The 20,383-nt window shown below is 47.4% G+C and carries 24 protein-coding genes and 1 riboswitch; all 24 genes read left to right on the top strand.

Going from position 1 to position 20,383, the window contains the following annotated elements:
- The first annotated feature begins 152 nt into the window (after nt 1–152).
- The 24 genes from THEAE_RS0109070 (at nt 153) to THEAE_RS20560 (ending at nt 20,372) form a co-directional block, all read left to right on the top strand.
- Complete coding sequence (locus THEAE_RS0109070) at nt 153–1,292, top strand: acyl-CoA dehydrogenase family protein (protein WP_005586196.1); 1,140 nt, start codon at nt 153–155, stop codon at nt 1,290–1,292.
- A gap of 194 nt (nt 1,293–1,486) precedes the next feature.
- Nucleotides 1,487–2,194: a tRNA (adenine(22)-N(1))-methyltransferase gene (locus tag THEAE_RS0109075; protein ID WP_028987237.1), complete on the top strand. Its 708-nt coding sequence runs from the start codon at nt 1,487–1,489 to the stop codon at nt 2,192–2,194.
- On the top strand, nt 2,191–3,303 hold the full coding sequence (locus tag THEAE_RS0109080) for a Nif3-like dinuclear metal center hexameric protein (protein ID WP_245605547.1): 1,113 nt from the start codon (nt 2,191–2,193) through the stop codon (nt 3,301–3,303). Before THEAE_RS0109075 ends, THEAE_RS0109080 begins: the two co-directional genes overlap by 4 nt.
- Nucleotides 3,304–3,453: 150 nt before the next feature.
- Entirely contained in the window at nt 3,454–5,067 is a 1,614-nt protein-coding gene (locus THEAE_RS0109085; RefSeq protein WP_028987239.1) for a putative polysaccharide biosynthesis protein, read from the top strand.
- 6 nt (nt 5,068–5,073) lie between these two features.
- Nucleotides 5,074–6,003: an RluA family pseudouridine synthase gene (locus THEAE_RS20535; protein WP_005586203.1), complete on the top strand. Its 930-nt coding sequence runs from the start codon at nt 5,074–5,076 to the stop codon at nt 6,001–6,003.
- Between the two features lie 6 nt (nt 6,004–6,009).
- Nucleotides 6,010–6,387 (top strand): prenylated flavin chaperone LpdD, encoded by a 378-nt coding sequence (gene lpdD / locus THEAE_RS0109095; protein ID WP_005586205.1) that lies wholly within the window; start codon nt 6,010–6,012, stop codon nt 6,385–6,387.
- Nucleotides 6,388–6,478: 91 nt separating this feature from the next.
- Entirely contained in the window at nt 6,479–7,000 is a 522-nt protein-coding gene (gene moaC / locus THEAE_RS0109100; RefSeq protein WP_005586206.1) for a cyclic pyranopterin monophosphate synthase MoaC, read from the top strand.
- An 11-nt stretch (nt 7,001–7,011) separates the two neighbouring features.
- Nucleotides 7,012–8,271, top strand: a complete 1,260-nt coding sequence (locus THEAE_RS0109105; protein ID WP_028987241.1) for a molybdopterin molybdotransferase MoeA — start codon at nt 7,012–7,014, stop codon at nt 8,269–8,271.
- A complete protein-coding gene (gene mobB / locus THEAE_RS20540; RefSeq protein WP_052329886.1) occupies nt 8,268–8,762 on the top strand; it encodes a molybdopterin-guanine dinucleotide biosynthesis protein B in 495 nt (164 codons plus the stop codon). The genes THEAE_RS0109105 and mobB overlap by 4 nt, the downstream gene beginning before the upstream one ends.
- A gap of 16 nt (nt 8,763–8,778) precedes the next feature.
- Nucleotides 8,779–9,270, top strand: coding sequence for a molybdenum cofactor biosynthesis protein MoaE (locus THEAE_RS0109115; RefSeq protein ID WP_005586208.1), 492 nt, complete (start codon nt 8,779–8,781; stop codon nt 9,268–9,270).
- On the top strand, nt 9,263–10,042 hold the full coding sequence (tatC, locus tag THEAE_RS0109120) for a twin-arginine translocase subunit TatC (protein WP_245605548.1): 780 nt from the start codon (nt 9,263–9,265) through the stop codon (nt 10,040–10,042). Before THEAE_RS0109115 ends, tatC begins: the two co-directional genes overlap by 8 nt.
- Nucleotides 10,043–10,120: 78 nt before the next feature.
- Complete coding sequence (moaD, locus tag THEAE_RS0109125) at nt 10,121–10,360, top strand: molybdopterin converting factor subunit 1 (RefSeq protein ID WP_052329888.1); 240 nt, start codon at nt 10,121–10,123, stop codon at nt 10,358–10,360.
- A 41-nt stretch (nt 10,361–10,401) separates the two neighbouring features.
- A riboswitch (cobalamin riboswitch) is annotated at nt 10,402–10,595 on the top strand.
- Between the two features lie 212 nt (nt 10,596–10,807).
- The gene (locus tag THEAE_RS0109130; protein WP_028987245.1) at nt 10,808–11,833 is read left to right on the top strand and encodes a FecCD family ABC transporter permease; all 1,026 of its coding nucleotides are present in this window, start codon (nt 10,808–10,810) and stop codon (nt 11,831–11,833) included.
- Between the two features lie 4 nt (nt 11,834–11,837).
- Nucleotides 11,838–12,605, top strand: a complete 768-nt coding sequence (locus THEAE_RS20545) for an ABC transporter ATP-binding protein (RefSeq protein WP_156920585.1) — start codon at nt 11,838–11,840, stop codon at nt 12,603–12,605.
- Between the two features lie 87 nt (nt 12,606–12,692).
- Nucleotides 12,693–13,442 (top strand): spore cortex-lytic enzyme, encoded by a 750-nt coding sequence (gene sleB, locus THEAE_RS0109140; protein WP_005586212.1) that lies wholly within the window; start codon nt 12,693–12,695, stop codon nt 13,440–13,442.
- 103 nt (nt 13,443–13,545) lie between these two features.
- Nucleotides 13,546–14,064 (top strand): thiol-disulfide oxidoreductase ResA, encoded by a 519-nt coding sequence (resA, locus tag THEAE_RS0109145; protein ID WP_005586213.1) that lies wholly within the window; start codon nt 13,546–13,548, stop codon nt 14,062–14,064.
- A gap of 88 nt (nt 14,065–14,152) precedes the next feature.
- Nucleotides 14,153–14,671, top strand: a complete 519-nt coding sequence (locus THEAE_RS20550; RefSeq protein ID WP_051430743.1) for a TlpA family protein disulfide reductase — start codon at nt 14,153–14,155, stop codon at nt 14,669–14,671.
- Between the two features lie 16 nt (nt 14,672–14,687).
- Nucleotides 14,688–15,305, top strand: a complete 618-nt coding sequence (locus tag THEAE_RS0109155; protein WP_028987247.1) for a hypothetical protein — start codon at nt 14,688–14,690, stop codon at nt 15,303–15,305.
- On the top strand, nt 15,298–16,005 hold the full coding sequence (locus tag THEAE_RS0109160; protein WP_028987248.1) for a cytochrome c biogenesis CcdA family protein: 708 nt from the start codon (nt 15,298–15,300) through the stop codon (nt 16,003–16,005). The genes THEAE_RS0109155 and THEAE_RS0109160 overlap by 8 nt, the downstream gene beginning before the upstream one ends.
- Before the next feature lie 201 nt (nt 16,006–16,206).
- Complete coding sequence (locus tag THEAE_RS0109165) at nt 16,207–17,442, top strand: DNA polymerase IV (protein ID WP_005586219.1); 1,236 nt, start codon at nt 16,207–16,209, stop codon at nt 17,440–17,442.
- A gap of 106 nt (nt 17,443–17,548) precedes the next feature.
- The gene (locus THEAE_RS21995) at nt 17,549–17,875 is read left to right on the top strand and encodes a YolD-like family protein (protein ID WP_052329890.1); all 327 of its coding nucleotides are present in this window, start codon (nt 17,549–17,551) and stop codon (nt 17,873–17,875) included.
- A 166-nt stretch (nt 17,876–18,041) separates the two neighbouring features.
- Nucleotides 18,042–19,025 (top strand): hydrogenase small subunit, encoded by a 984-nt coding sequence (locus THEAE_RS0109175; RefSeq protein ID WP_156920586.1) that lies wholly within the window; start codon nt 18,042–18,044, stop codon nt 19,023–19,025.
- 125 nt (nt 19,026–19,150) lie between these two features.
- Entirely contained in the window at nt 19,151–19,342 is a 192-nt protein-coding gene (locus tag THEAE_RS22975) for a hypothetical protein (protein WP_156920587.1), read from the top strand.
- A gap of 34 nt (nt 19,343–19,376) precedes the next feature.
- Nucleotides 19,377–20,372: a helix-turn-helix transcriptional regulator gene (locus tag THEAE_RS20560; protein WP_039944401.1), complete on the top strand. Its 996-nt coding sequence runs from the start codon at nt 19,377–19,379 to the stop codon at nt 20,370–20,372.
- Nucleotides 20,373–20,383: the final 11 nt, after the last annotated feature.

Here is a 20,383-nt window from a genome sequence, read left to right on the forward strand (position 1 = left end):
CTTATTTTTATATAAAAAGCAAATAATAACAAATGAGTCGCATAAAAAAGGAATATGCACAAAAGAAAGAAGAGATAAAAAAGATTGATAAATCATCATTGTCATCATAAAATGAGGTAAGCAAGAAAACGCTTTCTTTCGGAGGGGATGAAATGAATTTTGAGCTTACCGTTGAACAGAAGATGATAAAAGATCTGGTGCGTCAATTTACCGAAGAGGAAGTGGCTCCAGGCGCTGTGGAACGGGACCGTACAGGGAGATTCCCTTTGGAGCTTATTCACAAAATGGCTCGGCTTGGGTTAATGGGACTTCCCTTTCCCGAGGAGTATGGAGGAGCCGGAGCGGATACGATCAGCTTTGCCATCGCCACTGAAGAATTAAGCCGAGGTTGCGGCTCGTTAGGGATTACCTATTCCGCTCACATTTCTCTGGGAGCCGCCCCCATCTATCTTTTTGGCACCCGTGAACAGAAATTACGTTATCTTCCTCAACTCACCCGGGGTGAGACCTTAGGCGCGTTTGCTCTTACCGAACCTCATGCCGGTTCCGACGCCGGAGGGACGGAGACGATGGCCGAAAAAATTGGGAATCAGTACCGCATCCGGGGCACTAAAGTATTTATCACCAACGCCGGTTATGCGAAGTTTATTGCCTTAACCGCAGTGACAGGAAAGAGTGAGAAGGGAAAAAGGATTAGTTCTATGATTGTCCCCACCGACTCCCCTGGGCTTACCATCCGTTCCTCTTATGAAAAAATGGGACTACACGCTTCAAATACGACGGAGATCATCCTGGAAGATGTTCCTGTGCCAACCGAAAACCTTTTGGGGGTTGAAGGGGAAGGATTAAAACAATTTCTCATCACGTTGGATGGGGGAAGAATCGGCATCGCAGCGATGGCGGTAGGCCTTGCTCAATCCGCTTTTGAAAAAGCGCTTCGTTATGCCAAAACAAGGGTTCAGTTCGGCACCGCCATCTCCAAGTTTGAAGCGATTCAGTTTAAGCTGGCGGAGATGGCTATGAAGATCGAATTAGCTCGTAATATGGTGTATAAAGCAGCCTGGTTGAAGGATCAAGGGAAACCCTTTACGAAGGAGGCTTCAATGGCGAAGTTGTATGCTTCCGAGATGGCGGTGGATGTGAGCGATGAAGCGATCCAAATCCATGGTGGTTATGGATATATGCGGGAATTTGAGGTGGAACGGATTTATCGGGATGCGAAGTTATTGGAAATTGGAGAGGGAACCTCCGAAATTCAGCATCTGGTGATCGCCAGGCAATTAGGCTTGTGATGGTGTGGTGGATTAAGCCACCGCATACAACATGTTTTCAGTTGGAAAGATGGAACAGAATCCGTATAATGGTAGGCGGAAGGAAAATAAGGAACGAAAAGATACCTGCATAAAAACGAAAAGGATTCGCTCGATGGATTGAGGATGATTGAAGACGTGAAGGAAACGTTTATTTCATGGGGAGGAGCGGCAAGATGAGACAACTGTCGAAACGGTTACGGTGTATCGCCGACCGCATCCCCCAAGGTGCCAGGGTGGCAGATATCGGTACGGATCATGCCTTGCTTCCAGTATATCTAGTTACGTCGGGAATTTCTCCTTTTTGCATTGGTGTAGAAGTAAACGAGGGACCTTTTGAAGCAGCCCGAAAACAGATAGAAAATTCGGGGCTTACGGACAAGATCTCCTTAAGAAAGGGGGACGGACTACTTGCTGTGGATTCGGGAGAAGTGGATGTCGTTGTGATTGCCGGGATGGGTGGGGCTTTAATTCGACAAATCTTGGTAAATGGAATGGAACGGCTGAAAGGAGTGAAAGCTCTCCTCCTTCAACCCAATGTCGATGCTCCCCTACTTCGCCGCTTTGGGGTGGAGTATGGCTTCATGCTTGTCGAGGAAGTGATCGTAGAGGATGGAGGGGAGTTTTATGAAATCCTCTCCTTCGTTCCTGGGACAGGTCCCCTACCTTATCAACGATTATCCCTACCCCTTGAATACCAATGGATGTTTGGCCCTTATCTATTGCAGAAAAAAGGAGAGGCATTTTTGAAGAAATGGGAGAGGGAATTGGAAAAAGTGGAGAAAATCTTATCCTCCCTTCGTCATGGAGAAACAGAGATGGCCCGGGAGAAAAGGCGCGCCTTTCAAAAAAAAAGGGAATGGATCAAGGAGGTATTGAGATGATTAGGGGAGAACAATTGGTCCAATGGATGGAAGAATGGGCTCCTAAGCACTTGGCGATGCCCGAGGATCGTATAGGGCTTCAGGTTGGCCGAATCGACCGGCCGATCCGACGCATCATGGTTACCCTTGATCTTCTGGAAAACGTTGCAGACGAAGCGGTTGAAAAGGGAGTAGATCTGATCATCTCCCATCATCCGCTGATCTATCATCCGTTAAAACAGATTCGCACCGACCTTTCCCAGGGACGAATCGTAAGTAAGCTTCTTAAAAACGATATTGCCGTTTATGTTTGCCACACCAATTTTGATGCTGCCGAAGGGGGGATGAATGACCTCATGGCAGACCGCCTTGGACTGATCGATCCGGAAGTCCTTTCTCCCTCTTATACGGAAGAGCTGCGTAAGATCGTCGTCTTCGTCCCACAGAACTATGTAGAGCAGGTCTTTCAAGCCTTAACCGAGGCCGGAGCCGGCTGGATCGGGAAGTACAGCCATTGTACTTTTCAAGCTGAGGGGATAGGGACCTTTCTCCCGCGAGCAGGAAGTCATCCTTTTATTGGGGAGGAGGGAAGGGTGGAGAAGGTATCGGAGATTCGCATGGAGAGTATTATTCGGAAAGATTCGCTGAAAAAGGTGATTTCCGCCATGCTGAAAGCTCATCCCTATGAGGAAGTTGCCTATGATGTTTATCCTGTGGAACAAACGGGCAAGGTATATGGGGTGGGTCGCATCGGTAGATTGGATCCCCCCCTTTCCCTCAGAGAGTTAGCCATAAAGGTAAAAGAAAGATTCTCGCTTCAAGGGGTTCGGATGGTGGGCGATACGAACCGCCTGGTGAAAAAGGTCGCGGTGTTGGGAGGATCAGGAAGAGATTTCATCGCCGAGGCGGCTAACAGAGGGGCGGATGTTTACATAACGGGAGATATTGGATACCACGATGCCCATGAGGCCATGAGCCGAAATCTGGCCCTGATCGATGGGGGGCATATCATGGAAAAAATCATGAAGGAAGGGGTTACCCAATTCCTGATGAAAAAGATCAGGGAAGTAGACCTGGAAACAGAGATTTTTCCTTCTGAAGCAAGGACGGATCCTTTTAACTTTCTCTAATATCCATGCTTCTGCGGAGGATCAAAGGAGAAGACTTAACTAGAGCATGGAGGAGGATGATGGAGAGAGCTCTTGATTCGACGTAAATCCCCATGATAGAATGAGTGGGCAATCTGTTCGTTGGTCGAATGATGAAGGGATGTTACTGCCTTGACGAAAAAGCATTTTCTCCATGGAGCTCTCCTATTGAGCATCGCAGCCTTAGTTTCAAAGATCCTCTCCATGTTTTATCGGATTCCTTTACAGCAAATGACTGGGGATACAGGCCTTGCTATGTATACGGCAGCTTATCCCATTTATACGACGATCGTCATTTTAGTGGTTTCAGGGATACCCATCGTTTTATCCAAGATGATCTCGGAACATTTGGCGGGCGGAACCTATCTGGAGATACGGCGAATCCTTTTGCTCTCCTTCATCTTTTTAAATAGCGTAGGGTTTGTATCCTTTCTCATTCTCTTCTTGGGAGCAGATCAAATTGCCCGTATGGTCGGCTGGGGGGAACTGGCCACATCGATCCGCGCCGTCTCCTTTGCCTTGCTCTTTGTTCCAACGTTGGCCATCCTCAGGGGTTATTTTTATGGGTACCAGGATCAAGCCCCTCCTGCCAATTCACAAATCCTGGAGCAGCTTTTTCGTGTGTTAACCATTGTTTTCTTGGCCTATTTCTTGGTAAAAGCAGGTTTCCCGCTCCATGTGGTCATTTCCGGAGCTACGTTTGGTACCGTGGTTGGCGTGTTTGCCAGTTTTCTCTACTTGCTGATTTCGGCAAGGAGATTTAAGGCAAAAGAAACGTTCCTAAAGCATAGAGAAGGGAGATCAACTTCCCTATCCAACGGACATCTGTTCCGGCAAATCGTCTTTTATACCATAGCGGTTAGCTTAAGCGCCTTAATGGTACCCCTATTGGGACTTGCCGATTCATTTACAGGAATCAAACTTTTACAATGGGCGACCGGTTCCTTAGAACAGGCGAAGGAGGCGTTTGGCGTCTATAGCCGTGGTCTTCCTTTTGTCCAATTCACAACCATATTTGCCAATTCATTAGGATTATCCCTCATCCCTCGCCTGGCCGAAGCGGATCAGACCAAGAATCATAAGGATGTCGTTTATGCCTCTTCATTAGCCCTTAAAATTACGGTTTTATTTGGTCTACCTGCAGCGGCCGGACTCGCTCTCCTCTCGGAGAATATTAATATCTTTTTCTTTGGAGATTCCGATGGTTCCTTCTCCATGTCGTTGTTATCTTTTACCTCCTTTTTTCTCACCATGGCAATCACCATCGTATCGATCTTGCAAGGGGTAGGAAAGATCTATTTGCCCGCATTACTCCTGGGAATTGTTTTCTTTATTAAAATCCTGCTCAACTATTGGTTGATTCCCCTTTACCAAATTAATGGGGCGGCCTTAGCCACCTTTTTCTCCTATATGCTCCTGTTCGTACTTAACGCGATCCTTCTCCAACGGTTTTTAGGTCGGGACTTTTCTTGGGGGAGCTTGCTCTTCCGCCCTGCTCTTGCCACTGCGGGAATGGCAGCGGCGCTCCTTATGCTAGAGGAAGGGTTTGCCCTCGGGCTTTTACCTCATTTCTCCCGGCTGGAAGCTGCAATTCGCCTTCTCCTCCTCATCCCCATAGGATCTGTCGTCTATGGAATCCTCCTCCTCCTGCTGAAAGGCGTAGAGCGGAGGGAGTTGGAGCGAATTCCTAAAATAGGGAATCTCCTTGTATTTTGGTTGACACGACTCCGGTTAATGGGGAAGTAGACGGTCATGGAAACTCGTCTTTTTTTTCACGTGGATGATGGGGAAGAGGGATGGCAGTTAAAAGGATACTTAAAGTCAAAACGGGTTTCCGTCTCTCTCCTTCGTCGCATAAAACGGGAAGGGTTACTCTTGTTAAATGGGGAAAGGGCGACGGTTCACCAAAGGGTGGCAAAAGGAGATCGGGTTGAGATTCTTTTCCCGGATCCGCCGCTTCCAATCGTGCCGCCAGAACCTATTCCGCTCTCCGTTCTTCTAGAGGATGAAGATCTTCTTCTCATCAATAAGCCGGCAGGAATCGCGGTGCACCCCACCTACAATTATTCTTCCGGAACGCTTGCCAACGGCATCTCTTATTATTGGGAAAAAAAGGGGGAGATGCGCCCTGTTCGACTTGTTCATCGCTTGGATAAAGAGACTTCCGGCATCCTTATCGTGGCGAAACATGCGTATGCCCAATATTTCTTAAGCGAAGGATACCGACAGGGAGAGTACCGGAAATGGTATGATCTCTTTGTCCACGGTTTGCTGGCGGAGGAGGAAGGATTTATTGAGCTTCCGATCGGACTTGCTCAGGGGTCGATCATTAAGCGAACCATACTTGCAGAGGGCCCCCCTGCCCGAACGAAATTCCGAGTGCGGAGACGTTATCCGAAATGGAACGTCACCTGGGTTGAAGCGGAACTCTTCTCAGGCAAGACACACCAAATTCGCGTCCATTTTTCCCACTTAGGTCATCCTTTGTTAGGCGACGATTTATATGGTGGCGAAAAGCGCTGGATGAAGCGTCAGGCTCTCCATGCGAGTAGGGTACATTTCCTGCACCCGCGGACGTTGAAGGCCATTCAAATGGAATCTCCCTGGCCGGAGGATTTACTCCGGTTAAAAGGTTTCCTCGAAAATGAAGAAAATGAAGCGAGGGATTTTTCGAAGAGGTGAATACATGTGAAATCTTTATCCTATGGGGAACCTCCGTACAGGGTTTGGATGGAAGCTCGTGAATGGGGGAAGGACCTTCAAGTTCTCATTGGAGGAGGAACGGTCCCTCACATTGGGGCCGTGGCTGTTTCCTATTGGGATGAAGGGATCCTGCGTACGGAAAGCATCCAATTGCCTCATCATAAGGAAGGTGAATTGGCGAAAAAGATCTCCGAACGCCTCACATCCTTCCTGAAACGGACCGTCTCTGTTTCGATCGGAATTCATATCGATCATGCAACGCAAGAGGAGATCCTGCTTCTGGTTAACCATGCGGAAGAATTGGTCAATCGGTACATGGAGTTGATTTCACCCGACGAAGCAAGAGATTCTTCATTGATGTAGAAAAATGGAACAATGGGGAATAAAGTAGGAATTTCGGTTCCCTTTGTGAGCCGTTCATGTCATAATGGGGGTATGAGGGGGTGGATGAGAGATGGAAAGGTTTGGAGAAAATGAACTGACTCATTTTAATGCCCAAGGCCACGCCCATATGGTGGATGTGACCGAGAAGCAAGTCACCTCACGAAAGGCGGTTGCTATCGGTTTGGTTCGCATGAAAAAAGAAACCTTAGATATCATACGAAGCGGGAATGTGAAGAAAGGGGATGTCCTATCCGTTGCTCAGATCGCGGGAATTATGGCAGCCAAAAGGACATGGGAAATGATCCCCATGTGTCATCCGATCCCCCTTACAGGGATCGATATCCGGTTTCAGTTCTTAGAGGAAGACGCCATTCGGATTGAGGCGACCGTCAAATCAGAAGGAAAGACGGGGGTCGAAATGGAGGCACTTACCGCAGTGCAGGTGGCGGGTCTTACCATTTATGATATGGTGAAAGCCATCGACAAAGAAATCATCTTAGGACCAACCCAACTTCTTTTTAAAGAGGGAGGGAAAAGCGGCATTTTTCGTCGGCAGGCGGATGAACGAGGGTTTGACCACGATGAAGGGTGAGGAGGGTTAAGATGTTAAGGGAAAGAAAACCCATTCCTGTTGAGGAAGCGCTTGTACGTATTTTGAGGAACGTAAAAACCTTGGGAACGGAAGAAATCCCTTTGGATGATGCGTACGGGCGAATTCTTGCCGAATCTTTAGTGGCTGATCATACGGTTCCCCCCTTTGATAAATCTGGGGTGGATGGATATGCCGTGATAGCGGAAGAGACCAAAGGTGCGAGCCACCATAATCCGATACTCCTCGAGGTGATCGAGACGGTAGGGGCAGGTTCGGTGCCACGCCATCGTCTTTCATCGGGTCAAGCCATTCGCATCATGACGGGAGCTCCCATTCCGAAAGGGGCGAATGCCGTCGTCATGTTTGAGAAGACGGAAAGGGTAACGGAAAATGGGAAGGAGATGATTCGGGTCTTACAAGAGATGAAACCAGGTGAGGATATCTCATATCGCGGTGAAGATGTGAAGGAGGGAGAGGTGCTCCTTCAACCGGGGAAAAGGATGGGTCCGGGTGAAATAGCCCTCCTCGCTACGTATGGCTATGGGAATTGTCAGGTGTTCAAAAAACCGGTTGTGGGGATTTTAGCCACAGGGTCTGAGCTTTTGCCTGTATCGAGTCTTCTCGAACCGGGAAAAATCCGAGATAGTAACGGTGCGATGTTAACCGCTCAGGTGATGAGGGTAGGCGCCGTCCCGAAACATTTTGGGATCGTCGCCGACCGATTGGAGGAAATGAAAGAACGCGTTCGGGAGATTCTCCCTCAGGTAGACCTTCTCCTTACTACGGGTGGTGTATCCGTGGGCGATTACGACTTCATGTATGATTTGTACCAAGCGTTAGGAGCGGAAGTTCTCTTTGATAAACTGCTCATGCGTCCCGGTAAGCCAACAACGGTTGCCGTCCTGGATGGGAAACTCCTTTATGGGCTCTCGGGAAATCCGGGCGCTGCTTATGTGGGCTTTGAACTTTTTGTCCGGCCCGCCCTTCTCATGATGATGGGTGTCCCGGAAAGTGAGGCACATCTGCCCAGAGCACGGGGAATATTGGACGAAGATATCAAGAAACCTTCCGCCTTTCCCAAATATGTTCGAGCAATTTATTCCTACCATGGGAAAGAATTGCATGTTTCTTTGGCGGGTCCGGATCGATCTTCACTTACCAGCACGCTTCAACGGGCCAATTGTCTCGCCCTCATCCCGGCAGGAGGGAAGGGAGTGGAGAAAGGAAGCGAGATTGACATCTTTTTTTTGGATCGATGTGAGCATCCATGATTCCAATCATTCAAGTGGTAGGATACGCAAACAGCGGGAAGACCTATTTGATCACTCACCTCATCCGACATTTTCAGAAGAAGGGGTATCGGATCGCTGCGATCAAACATCACTCTCATCCCATTTCTTTCGATGAAGAGGGGAAGGATACTTGGAAGCACCGGAATGCAGGGGCGAACCAAACCCTCCTCGTTTCAGGCAACCGACTGATCCAATGGGAAGAAGAAGATCACGATTTTACCCTTGAAGAGGTGATCTCCAAAATCGATAAAGCCGACCTCCTCATGATCGAAGGATTTAAAGATAGCCCTCATCCTAAGATTCTTCTTTTGTCTAAGCCGGAAGAGAGAGAGCTTCTTATGAAGTTAATGGGAATCATGATGGTGATCTCCACTTTTCCTCTAGAGGAAGAGCTCTCTTATCCCGTCTATCGGAGAGATCAGATGGATGAGATAGCGGCTCACCTGGAGGAGAAATTAGGACTTAAGTGAAAACGGAGGGAATGGAATGACAGATCCGCTAGATTCCATCGTGACGGAGTGGGGGTACTATGCCATTCAATCTGCCCCTATTGAGATTCCTCCTCTGCAGGAATTTGTCACAAGTTCCGAGATGGGGGCTCTTACCCTCTTCATCGGAACGGTGCGGGAATGGACCGGAGGAAAGCGGACGCTCTATCTGGAATATCAGGCGTATATCCCCATGGCTTTAAAGAAGATGAAGGAAATCGGTGAAGAGATTCGGGGAAATTGGCCTGGCTCCAGAGTGGCGATCGTTCATCGAGTCGGCTCCTTGCAAATTGGCGAAGCGGCAGTCGTCATCGCGGTAGGCTCCCCCCATCGTGATGCGGCCTTTCTAGGAAGCCGTCATGCCATTGAACGAATCAAAGCGATGGTTCCCATATGGAAAAAAGAAATATGGGAAGATGGTCAGGAATGGATTGGAGATCAACGGGAGATCACATCTTATCCAGAGGGGAGACCGGACATCGATGAATGAAATCATGGGCGATGAAAAGCATGAAAACATGGGGAAGGATCCATCGGAGATGTCTCTTGTGGGTCATTTGACCGAATTAAGAAATCGTCTCATTTATGTTACGATCTATTTTATCATTTCCTTTATCTTAGGTTTTGTTGTTGCTCAGCCGGTAGTAAAATGGTTACAGCCAAGGGATTTGGAGAATTATGCCTTTGGTTTGGCGGATGCGGTCATGGTCTACATGAAAATCGCTTTTATCATCTCCCTGGTCCTCACCTTTCCCTTTCTCTTATATCAAATCTGGGCATTTGTTCGCCCGGGATTAAAAAAGAATGAGCAGGCCATCGCCCTTCGCTTTATCCCCGCCGCCACCTTACTCTTCGTTTTAGGGCTTGGTTTCGGGTATTTTGTCCTTTTTCCCATGATGATTCAATTCATGGTATCCCTTTCCGCCTCGCTAGGGATCACCATGATGTTGGGGATTAATCAATATTTCGAGTTTATGTTTAATATTCTTTTGCCCATCGCCATCATCTTTGAGATGCCGATCGTGGTCATGTTTTTAACCCGCCTTCGCATCTTAAATCCGCTTCGCTTGCGGAAAATGAGAAAGATCGCCTATTTTATACTGATCATCATCGCCATCGTAGTTACCCCTGCGGATTTTGTCTCCGATATGATCGTTACGATTCCGTTAATTCTCCTTTATGAGATAAGTGTTTGGATTTCTTCTTTGGTCTATAAAAAGCAGTTACAAGAAGATCAAGAAGCCGAAAGTCGTTGGGATTAGATTTTCCTTTTTCAATCCGTGACCATGGGCCTGGTTGATGGGAAATGAAGCGTTCAGGATAGAAGGAGGGATTCAATCGTGCGTGTCTTATTCTTTGCAGGTCTGGGTGAAAAAATCGGGAGAGGAGTCGTTGAAGTAGAGCATCGGGAAGGGATGTCCTTAGAGGATTTGCGTCTTTTCATCGCAGAGCGTTTTCCGGAAACGAAGGAGGTACTTTTTCAGGCGATGATGGCGGTGAATCATGAATATGCCCTCCCGCATCAACTTCTTCATCCCGACGATGAGATTGCTTTTATCCCGCCTGTTAGCGGTGGATAAAAGGTATTGCCAAAACGGAAGGGTTCGATATAATGAAGTAGAGGAAATAGTTCCGAACAGGTCACTTGTTTTGCCAAGTGTGAAAAGGGAAGCCGGTGAAAATCCGTCACGGTCCCGCCACTGTGAGCAGCTAGCCCATTCTCGTTTTTTTACCCACTGTGTCTACGGCATGGGAAGGGAGAGAAGAGGGTGATGATCTGCAAGTCAGGAGACCTGCCTGTTTGGTATGATGCACGCAATCCCCTTCGAGGAAAAGGGTAAGCAGCGATGTCTCCCATCCGTCTCTTTCTTTTTCTTCAATATCTAAAGAAAGATATGCTTAAAAAGGACGTTTGCCGCTTACAGGATTTCCTTGGGGAAATCCTTTTTTTGTGCTTCCGTTTCATTTGCTTCGTTTTTATAAAACGTAAGTCACGGGATGGGATAGGGGAGGATAGGGGAAGAAAGATGAGTAAGAAAAAATGGATGGTTATATATGGGGTCATGGGTTGTGCCGGTATCCTTTCTATGGGAATGGCGGCCGCTGTGGGCAGTTCTCCCATTTCCATGGCTTCCGTCTATCAAATATTGGGAGAACATTTTTTTCCCTGGGTGAGAAGCTCCTTTGATCCTACCGTGGATTTAATTGTATGGCAGATCCGCTTTCCCCGCATTCTTCTCTCTTTTTTGGTGGGAGGGGGATTATCCGTAGCCGGGGCCGCTTTTCAAGGTCTTCTTCGAAATCCCCTTGCGGATCCCTATACCTTGGGAGTTTCATCGGGAGCTTCTTTAGGAGCCGTCATCGCCCTTTTTTTTCATATTCCCCCTGCATTTCTAGGAGGGTTCACGCTTCCTTTATTTTCCTTCGCCGGAGCCCTTCTATCCATCCTTCTGATCTATACGATCGCCAATTACGGGATAGGATGGGGGATGGAGAGGCTGATCTTAACGGGAATCATCATCAGCTCTTTCGTGAGTGCTTTCATATCCCTGTTAATCTCCCTAAGCGGGGAAGAGCTGCGACAAATCGTTTTTTGGCTGATGGGCAGTTTTTCTATGCGTGGATGGAAGGAGCTATTACCCATTATACCCATTATTCTGATCGGTTTTTTAATCCTATTATGGAAGGGCAGGGAACTTGACGTGATGGTTCTAGGGGAAGAGGTGGCGAAGACGGTTGGGGTGGAAACCGATCAAGCGAAGCGTTGGATCATCATAGGTGCTTCCTTGGTGACGGCAGCAGGGGTAGCGGTTGCCGGAGTGATTGGCTTTGTCGGGCTAGTCGTCCCTCATTTTATTCGTCTGCTCGCAGGCCCCAGGCATCTGCATCTCCTTCCCTTATCTTTTCTTGGGGGTGGAATTTTTCTCATCGTTTCGGATACAATCGCCCGTACGATCTCAGCACCGAACGAACTTCCCATCGGAGTGGTAACCTCTCTGATTGGGGCTCCTGTCTTTACCTATTTTCTGCTGAGAAAAGAGGAGGGGAGATAGAGTGATGCTCAAGATTAATCAAGCATCGGGGGGATATGGAGAAGAGAAAATGATCCAAGAGGTCTCCTTCCATGTGCGACAGGGAGAGTTTTTTGGAATACTTGGGAGAAATGGAAGCGGAAAGAGCACCCTTTTGCGCCTGCTTGCAGGTCTTATTCCGTTGATGGGAGGGGAGATCCTGCTTCATGGGAGGACGATCTCCTCTTATTCCCGACGGGAAATCTCCCGTCTTGTCGCCTTTCTTCCCCAAGATCATTTTATTCCTTATGGCTACACTGTACGGGAAGTGGTATCCATGGGGCGCTATCCCCACAGGCGTGCTCTGTTCTCTTCCTGGAGTAAAGAGGATGAAAAAATTCTTCAAGAAGTCCTTCATCTGTTTCAATTGCGCGGAATGGAAGATAAGCCTTTTATTCATTTAAGCGGAGGAGAAAAACAACGGGTTATGTTCGCCAGGGTAATGGCGCAAAAGCCGACCCTCCTTCTCCTCGATGAACCTACCAGCCATCTGGACCTTTATTATCAAATGGAGATTCTCCAGGAGCTTTATACCTTAGTGAAGGAAAATGGGCTTACGGTGGTAAGTGTTATGCATGATATTAACCTTGCTTCCCTCTTCTGCGATCATGTTCTTTTATTAAAGGACGGAAAAACGGCTTATATTGGAAGCCCCAACGATGTATTTACTCAAGAGGCGCTAAAAAGGGTCTTCTCTCTCCCCATGTATCCCGTTATGCATCCGGAGAAGAGAAAACTTCAATTCTTATTATAATTGGGTAATAATCCGTAAAACAGGGAAGGATACCAAATAGAAATTCCTTGAATCCGTATAGAACCTAACGTTTTGGAGGAGGATCACATGTTGAAACGCCTTCTATTGGTTATCCTTGCCCTGACCGTGGGAATTCTCTTTATTTTAGTCTCCCCCATCCCCTCCTCATATAAAGGGGAAGGAAGCGCTGCCTTTGGAAAACAAACCTTGTACGTGGGAGCCAGAGGGGGAGATGTTTATGAACTGCAAGGACGGTTGAAGTATCTTGGATATTATACAGGCAAAATAGATGGTGTGTTTGGCTGGCGAACCTATTGGGCAGTAAGGAATTTCCAATATAATTTTGGGATGAAAGTGGACGGAATCGTGGGGAGCAAAACGAAGTATAAGCTTTGGAAGGCAACAAAAAATTGGCGTCCCGGAGGAACCGCTGCCGGCGGAACGCCAACGCGCCGCGTAGCCCGTGTCTCTACCGGAAGTTTTTCAGCAAACGACATCCGCCTTATGGCCAATGCGGTGTATGGAGAAGCCAGAGGCGAGCCGTATGAGGGGCAAGTGGCTGTGGCAGCCGTCATTCTAAATCGAATGGAGCACCCTTCCTTTCCTAAGACACCGGCAGGGGTTATTTTTGAACCGGGTGCTTTTACGGCGGTAGCGGATGGACAGATTTGGCTTACGCCGAATGAAACGGCGAAGAAAGCCGTGCTAGATGCGATTAACGGATGGGACCCATCGGGGGGAGCGATCTATTATTTTAACCCTGCAACCGCCACTTCCGCATGGATTTGGTCCCGCCCACAAATCAAACGAATTGGTAAACATATTTTTTGCAAATAAGCTCTTTTAAAAGCCCCCATGGGGCTTTTTTAATTTTCAACTTTCCCATTTCATGATAAGATGGAGGGGATAAGAGGACAACCGGGAGTGAAAGGGGATTAGAATGAAAAATAGGGTGTTTCAATGGATTATCCTCCTCTTGCTGTTAGGGGGCACAGGATGGGTGGTTTATTATAACTTGGCACAAGCACAGGAAACTATAAAAGTGGGTAAAGAAGCTCCCGATTTTACAATAAAGTTATTACAGGGTGGTAGTTTCACCTTAAGCGAGCAAAGGGGAAAAGGGGTGATTGTAAATTTTTGGGCAACTTATTGTCCTCCTTGTATTCGGGAAATGCCTGCGATAGAGAGGCAATATCAAAAGTATAAGGAACAAGGATTGGTTGTAATAGGAGTTAATACGGGGGAGGGAAGGGTTACCGTTCAGGGATATGTCAATCGTTTGGGAGTGACCTATCCCATCGGATTGGATCCAAATTTTGAAGTGACCAATCTTTATAAGACAGATCCTCTGCCCCGTACGATCTTTATCGATCCGGAAGGAAAGGTGAAGAACGTGATCCTGGGAGAGATGAAAGAAACAACCATAGAAGAAAATATCGCACAAATATTACCGAAATGATGAGTTCATTCCCAAAAAGTCTCCCCAAATTCTCTTTTCTTTGATATAATACCCTATGCTGTATATGTCTCTGTAATGGAGGAAAAGGATGAAACGTACGATCATCTCAATCATCGTTCTGTTGGCATTGGTAGGAGCGACCTTTTACTTTAACACGAGCAAGACGGGGTCGGTGGAGGTGAAACCCATCGTAGGGTATCAAGCCCCTGATTTCACCATTCAAGATATGGAAGGAAATACGCTAAACTTGGCCGACTTGAAGGGCAGGCCGATCTTTATTAATTTCTGGGCTTCCTGGTGTCCCCCTTGCAGAGCGGAGATGCCTCATATTCAAGCGGCCTACGAAAAGTATGGCAATCAGATTCAGTTTGTCATGATCAACACGATTGAAGCGGATACGTTGGAAGATTTAAAAGCGTATATAGCGGAAGCCAAATTAACCTTCCCGGTCTACCTGGATAAGAAAAATCTGGTGAATGACCTGTATCAGGTTCCAGGTTGGCCCACCAGTCTTTTCATCAATAAAAAAGGAATGATCGTGGAGCGATTAACAAGACCGATGACCGCAGAGATGACCGAGTCGCTCATGCAATCGATTTTGAAATGAAAAAAAGGAGACCATCATGATCGATATTCCCCTTCTGATGCTCATCGGCAGTTTTGCGGTGGGGGGCTGGTTGGTTAAGATCCTTTATATCCCCAAGGAAGAGGGAAACGTCCAAATGGACCTCTGGTTTGGAATGGGGTTGATCGGCCTCGCAGGATATAAGCTAACACCTTTGCTGTTCACTCCCACCCTCCTTTTACGCCCTTTTGATCTTTGGATCTTAAATAGTGGGGAGATCGGATTTATTGTCGGGCTGTTCCTAGCCCTCCTTTACTTCCTGTTTAAACACAGGAACAATTGGGGGACAATCAAGGAAGATTGGATTTATTTGATCCTTCTCTTTTCATTCGGTTACACCCTTTATTCTCTTCTTCGCTTTGAGGTTTATGAAGGGCAATATGTCGGTTTATACAGAGGGATTCTTGGCCTTACCTTTCTCCATTTCATGAAATGGAACCGGAACTTAGAAGCCTGGCTTTTGCCCCTTTATGCCGGAGGTCTCCTGTTGATCGAAAGTCTTTCGTTCAGCCGCCTTTTTTGGGGATTTTCTTTTACACAATGGTTGATCATGCTTCTCTTCTTCTTTTATCTCATCTTTTCTTATTTAACGGAAAGGAGGTTGCGCCGTGAGTGAAGTTACCGTTTGGTTAGCCTTCTCCGCAGGGATCATATCTTTTCTCTCTCCCTGCGTTCTTCCTCTTTATCCCTCTTTTCTTTCATATATCTCGGGGGTTTCGGTGGCTGATTTAAAAGAAGGAGATAAAACGGGAATTCGTAAGCAGGTTTTGCTTCATACCCTCTTTTTTGTCACGGGCCTCTCCCTGATCTATGTGATGATGGGCTTTGGGGCTTCCCTTATCGGGGATCTCTTTCAAACGTATAATGGCCTCATACGCCAAATCGGCGCAATATTCATCATCATGATGGGGCTTGTCTTGATCGGGTGGTTAAAATTCGATTTTCTTATGCGTGAACATCGCTGGGAGATCAGGAATAAGCCCGCCGGATATTTAGGTTCTTTCTTTATTGGATTTAGCTTTGCAGCCGGGTGGACTCCCTGTATCGGACCGATTTTGGGGTCCATCCTTGCTTTGGGAGCAACCCAACCGGATTTAGCCCTCTATTATACTCTCTTTTATTCCATAGGATTTTCTATTCCATTCATCCTTCTCGCTTTCTTCATCGGAACCACACGGGCGATCTTGAAATATTCTAACTTGATTGCAAAAGTCGGTGGCGGGTTGATGATTTTAATGGGAATCCTCCTGTTCACCGATCAGATGAGTAAGATCACCATCTTCCTGACGAAGATCTTCGGCACCTCGTGGTTTTGATTAATTTCTAGAAGATTGGAAGGCCCCGTTTTCTTAGAGCGGGGTCTTTTTACATCTCTCCGATTTACCATATTTACCAATATTGGAATATATATGAGAGCAAAAACGAATGTTCTCTTTTTTTTGCTTTTGAGTATAATAAGGATAAGGAATAGGAACAAATATTCCTGTGAGAGTGCCTGTGAGAGTGGAGGAAGAGGAATGGCAGCACGAGTCATCTTTTTAGCCGATATGGAATCTTTTTTTGCCTCGGTGGAAGTGGCGGCAGAACCGGCCTTGCGGGGAAGGCCTGTAGTGGTGGCAGGAGATCCGGAGAGGCGGCATGGGATTATTTTAGCTGCTACCCCCCAGGCCAAGGCATGTGGGGTAAAGACGGCGATGCCGCTCTGGGAAGCCCGCCAGCATTGTCCGGAGTTGATCGTCGTTCGTCCCCATATGTCCCGCTATATTGACGTTTCACTCCAGATTACGCAAATCTTTGAGTCCTTTACCGATCGTGTGGAACCTTATTCGATCGATGAACAATTTCTCGATGTGACCGATACGCTTCACCTCTTCGGAGGGAATCCTCTGAGGATGGCGAAAAAGATTCAGGAAGAGATTTGGGAAAAGACAGGAGTCCGGGCCCGAATCGGGATTGGCCCCAATAAGATGCTGGCCAAGATTTGTTGCGATAATAAGGCGAAGAAGTTAAAGAGCGGCATTCATCAGTGGACGGAGGAGAATTTTCGTCGAGAAATGTGGCCCCTTCCCATTGAGGCTCTCTTTGGAGTGGGAGGGAGAATGCGCCGCCATCTTCGTAATATGGGAATTCGTACCATCGGACAACTAGCCCAAATTCCTGTAGAGCGATTAAAGAAGAGATGGGGGGTAAATGGGGAGATTTTGTGGAGAAGTGCCAATGGCATCGATCCATCTCCCGTAACGCCCCAAACTTTAAATGGGCGCAAAGGGGTGGGACATTCCATGACCTTACCCAGGGATTATCGGGAACAACGGGAGATTGAAATCATTCTCCTGGAATTGACGGAGGAAGTATGCCGCCGTCTCCGCCGCTTAAAGCTTCGAGGAAGGACGATCAGCGTTAGTGTTCGGGGTGCCGATTTTGATCGTCCTACCGGTTTTCACCGCTCCTACACCCTGACGGATGCGAGCAATATAACGATGGAGGTATATCAGGCGGTTATCCATCTTTTTCGAAAGCATTGGGATGGGGAACCGGTGCGCAGCGTGGGAATGGGAGTGACCAATCTGGAAGAGGATGGCCAATATCAATTAAACCTTTTCCGGGATCGAATGAAGGCATGGAAGCTTGGTTACTGTATGGATAGCATCCGGGAGAAGCATGGCCCCACCAGCCTCCTTCGGGCTGTATCCCTCACGGCTTCCGGTCAGGTTCATGAACGGGCGACGAAGATCGGAGGCCACGAAGCATAGTTCTATTCCCCGACGATAGAGGGGAAGAAGGGTTCTTGCAACAGTAAGGTTTTAAGGAAGAACGTTTTCAATAGACGTTTTAAATCATAAACAAGGAGATGTGGAGATGGACCGGGATAATTTGTTATGGGAATCTTCGCGCATGATGTTGCCGGAACATCGGGAGCGCTTGTTGGCTCATCAACGGCAATTGGGAAAAAAGGAGAAACCGATACTGGATGGACAAAAGATAGAAGTATTAAACCGTATCGTACAAGAGGCAATGGCCGAAAGGAAAAAAGTTCGTCTGCTCCTTTATGCCCCTGATCGGGAGATAGAGAGGATCGGACTGATCGAGAAATGGGCTCCGATTCCTCCCCGCCTTTGCCTTGATTTGGGAGATGGAGGGAAGGAATGGATTGATTGGGAAGAGATCTTGGATATAGAGCTATAAACGTGAAATTTTTCACTATGTATAGGTGGAGAATCCCTTATAAAATGTTGGCATTTTGTTACATTTCTCCATCATAAAAGAGCGTATAATGAAAATAAAGGGATTCTATGAGGCATATTTGTGAATTTAATCACAATATAGAATCCGAGGGATAGGAGTGGAAATGATGGGAGAGAAAAAGAGCGTATATGATGCAGCCGAGGAGATGGGCATAGGGGGAGAGGAGTTTCTCAATCTCTGTACCTCCCTTACCTTTTTAGGCGGGATGGATCCCTCCATGCGGGATCAGATGGTGAAAGCCTTAAAAGAAAAACCCCGCGTTCCGGTGATCTGGATGCAATTTCAAGATTGCACGGGCTGCACGGAGTCCTTTATTCGGAGCACATCGCCCGGTCCGGTAAGCATCCTATTTGATCTCATTTCTTTGGACTATACGGAGGTGTTGTCGGCTGCAGCGGGAGAGCAGGCGGAAGCCTCCAAACAGGCGGTCATGGAGAAATATCGTGGAGAATATTTATTGGCGGTAGAAGGAAGCATTCCTGAGGATAGTCGATATCTCATGATCGGTGGAAGGCCGGCCTTAGAAATTTTTCAGGAGGCGGCTCGCGGGGCGAGGGCGGTGATCGCATATGGAAGCTGTTCTTCTTGGGGAGGGATTGCGGCGGCTTTCCCCAATCCCACAGGAGCTCGCCCTATTCGTCAGTTTATTGGAGAAGAAAAACCGGTGATTCTCGTTCCCGGTTGTCCCCCCATTGCAGAAGTCATGGTGGGGGTGATCGCTTATATCCTTGCTACCGGTGAACTGCCTGAGTTGGATCGGCGAGGGCGTCCTAAAATCTTTTATCGCCATCGGATTCATGAAGTGTGCGATAGACGGCCCGCCTTTGACCAAGGTCTCTTCGCAGAATCCTTTGATGATGAAGGGGCCAAGGCGGGGTACTGTCTATTTAAACTGGGATGTAGGGGCACGAGTACCTTTAATTCCTGCGCGGAACTCCTATGGAATGGGGGAACGGGGTTCCCCATACAGGCGGGGAACATCTGCCTCGGTTGTTCGGAAGAAAATTTCTGGGATAAAGGAAGTTTCTTTGCTAAAAGGACGAAAGTTCCCGGAAAGCAAACGACGGCAAAAACAACGGTTACCATATAAAAGATTCACGAGCCTTTTAAGCCAGCTCTTTCCTTCCAGAAAGGAAAGCGGTTGGCTTTTTTATTCGGATGGGGTACCATCAAGGTGATGAGATCCGGTTTCGCGGGAGGATGTAAAAGGAGAAGATGAATAAAGCGGTACTGCATGTAACGTTTTTATTTCTTCCCAATCTTCCGGCCGGTACTGTTCCATATAGGGAATGGAAAGCAGCGATTGCCGAACAAATTCTTCCCACCACAGCTGATAAAGATTCATGTGAATTCTCCTTTCGTCGGTTTGACTCAATAGGAATAGTTTCTCCTTTTTTTAAAAAATGATCCAATAGGGATCGAATGATGGGAGGGATCCGGCTTGAGCGATCGTTTGGCTCGTCTGTTTAGGATCGTTACTCTGATTCAATCAACCCCGGGGGTGACAGCGAAGCAGTTGGCCGAAAGGTGTGAAACGACAGAACGGACCATCTATCGCGACCTGGAAATTCTAAGTATGGCAGGAATACCATTTTCCAGCATGGGCCGCGGGAGGGGGTATCAATTTCAGTCCCACTTTTCCCTTTATCCATTGGATTGGACCGACGAAGAAGCTCTTGCCTTTTCCATGCTTCCCTCCGTCATGAACCAATTGAAGGACCTCCTCCCCAAAGAATTTCTTTCGGCTTACGAAAAGGTAATGGCCGTCTACTATAAGGAGAAGAGGACAAGGCAAGACATTATTGCTCAGGTGATGGATGTGATCCAAATGGGGACTATAGCATTAAATCAGGAAAGAGAAAATCATATGCTGATCCCGATCGTAGAGGCCATTCTGAAGCAAAAAAGGATCCAGGCGGTCTATCATACCCAGAGCCGAAACGAAACTTCAATTCGTTTGATCGATCCCTATTATCTCATTCCCAGGGAGTTTCGCCTTTATCTTCTTGGTTTTTGCCATATAAAAAATGGGATGCGAATCTTCCGCGTCAGCCGTTTTAAAGAGATTTCCGTATTGGAGGAAACGTTTGAAAAAAATGAGTTTAATGTGAGAAAGTATCTTGAGAATACGTGGTCCATAGAACGGGGGCATGACACCATCCCGTTTAAAGTACGCTTTTCTCCAGACGTGGCCCGTTATGTCAAAGAGGAAGAATTTTATCTGTCCCCGAAGATGACCGATTTGGAGGATGGAGGTTTGCTATTTGAAGTGGTGGTAAATAAGGATCAGGAGTTTTTACGTTGGCTGTACCAGTACGGTCCGAAAGCGGAAATCCTGGAACCTGCCTATTATAGAAAAAAGATGAAAGATTTCTTACGTTCCTGGGCGGCCCATTATGAAGGTGCCGGTACACTTCAAGATGAAGGGGAGGGGTGAGCTAAATCTTC

The organism is Thermicanus aegyptius DSM 12793 (assembly GCF_000510645.1).
Classification (GTDB): Bacteria; Bacillota; Bacilli; order Thermicanales; family Thermicanaceae; genus Thermicanus; species Thermicanus aegyptius.

Bases quoted from the DNA above. Each gene is read 5' to 3' on its own strand.
- THEAE_RS0109070 (WP_005586196.1), top strand. From the start codon at position 153: ATGAATTTTGAGCTTACCGTTGAACAGAAGATGATAAAAGATCTGGTG.
- THEAE_RS0109075 (WP_028987237.1), top strand. From the start codon at position 1,487: ATGAGACAACTGTCGAAACGGTTACGGTGTATCGCCGACCGCATCCCC.
- THEAE_RS0109080 (WP_245605547.1), top strand. From the start codon at position 2,191: ATGATTAGGGGAGAACAATTGGTCCAATGGATGGAAGAATGGGCTCCT.
- THEAE_RS20535 (WP_005586203.1), top strand. From the start codon at position 5,074: ATGGAAACTCGTCTTTTTTTTCACGTGGATGATGGGGAAGAGGGATGG.
- moaC (WP_005586206.1), top strand. From the start codon at position 6,479: ATGGAAAGGTTTGGAGAAAATGAACTGACTCATTTTAATGCCCAAGGC.
- THEAE_RS0109105 (WP_028987241.1), top strand. From the start codon at position 7,012: ATGTTAAGGGAAAGAAAACCCATTCCTGTTGAGGAAGCGCTTGTACGT.
- mobB (WP_052329886.1), top strand. From the start codon at position 8,268: ATGATTCCAATCATTCAAGTGGTAGGATACGCAAACAGCGGGAAGACC.
- THEAE_RS0109115 (WP_005586208.1), top strand. From the start codon at position 8,779: ATGACAGATCCGCTAGATTCCATCGTGACGGAGTGGGGGTACTATGCC.
- tatC (WP_245605548.1), top strand. From the start codon at position 9,263: ATGAATGAAATCATGGGCGATGAAAAGCATGAAAACATGGGGAAGGAT.
- THEAE_RS0109130 (WP_028987245.1), top strand. From the start codon at position 10,808: ATGAGTAAGAAAAAATGGATGGTTATATATGGGGTCATGGGTTGTGCC.
- THEAE_RS20545 (WP_156920585.1), top strand. From the start codon at position 11,838: ATGCTCAAGATTAATCAAGCATCGGGGGGATATGGAGAAGAGAAAATG.
- sleB (WP_005586212.1), top strand. From the start codon at position 12,693: ATGTTGAAACGCCTTCTATTGGTTATCCTTGCCCTGACCGTGGGAATT.
- resA (WP_005586213.1), top strand. From the start codon at position 13,546: ATGAAAAATAGGGTGTTTCAATGGATTATCCTCCTCTTGCTGTTAGGG.
- THEAE_RS20550 (WP_051430743.1), top strand. From the start codon at position 14,153: ATGAAACGTACGATCATCTCAATCATCGTTCTGTTGGCATTGGTAGGA.
- THEAE_RS0109155 (WP_028987247.1), top strand. From the start codon at position 14,688: ATGATCGATATTCCCCTTCTGATGCTCATCGGCAGTTTTGCGGTGGGG.
- THEAE_RS0109165 (WP_005586219.1), top strand. From the start codon at position 16,207: ATGGCAGCACGAGTCATCTTTTTAGCCGATATGGAATCTTTTTTTGCC.
- THEAE_RS21995 (WP_052329890.1), top strand. From the start codon at position 17,549: ATGGACCGGGATAATTTGTTATGGGAATCTTCGCGCATGATGTTGCCG.
- THEAE_RS0109175 (WP_156920586.1), top strand. From the start codon at position 18,042: ATGGGAGAGAAAAAGAGCGTATATGATGCAGCCGAGGAGATGGGCATA.
- THEAE_RS22975 (WP_156920587.1), top strand. From the start codon at position 19,151: ATGAATAAAGCGGTACTGCATGTAACGTTTTTATTTCTTCCCAATCTT.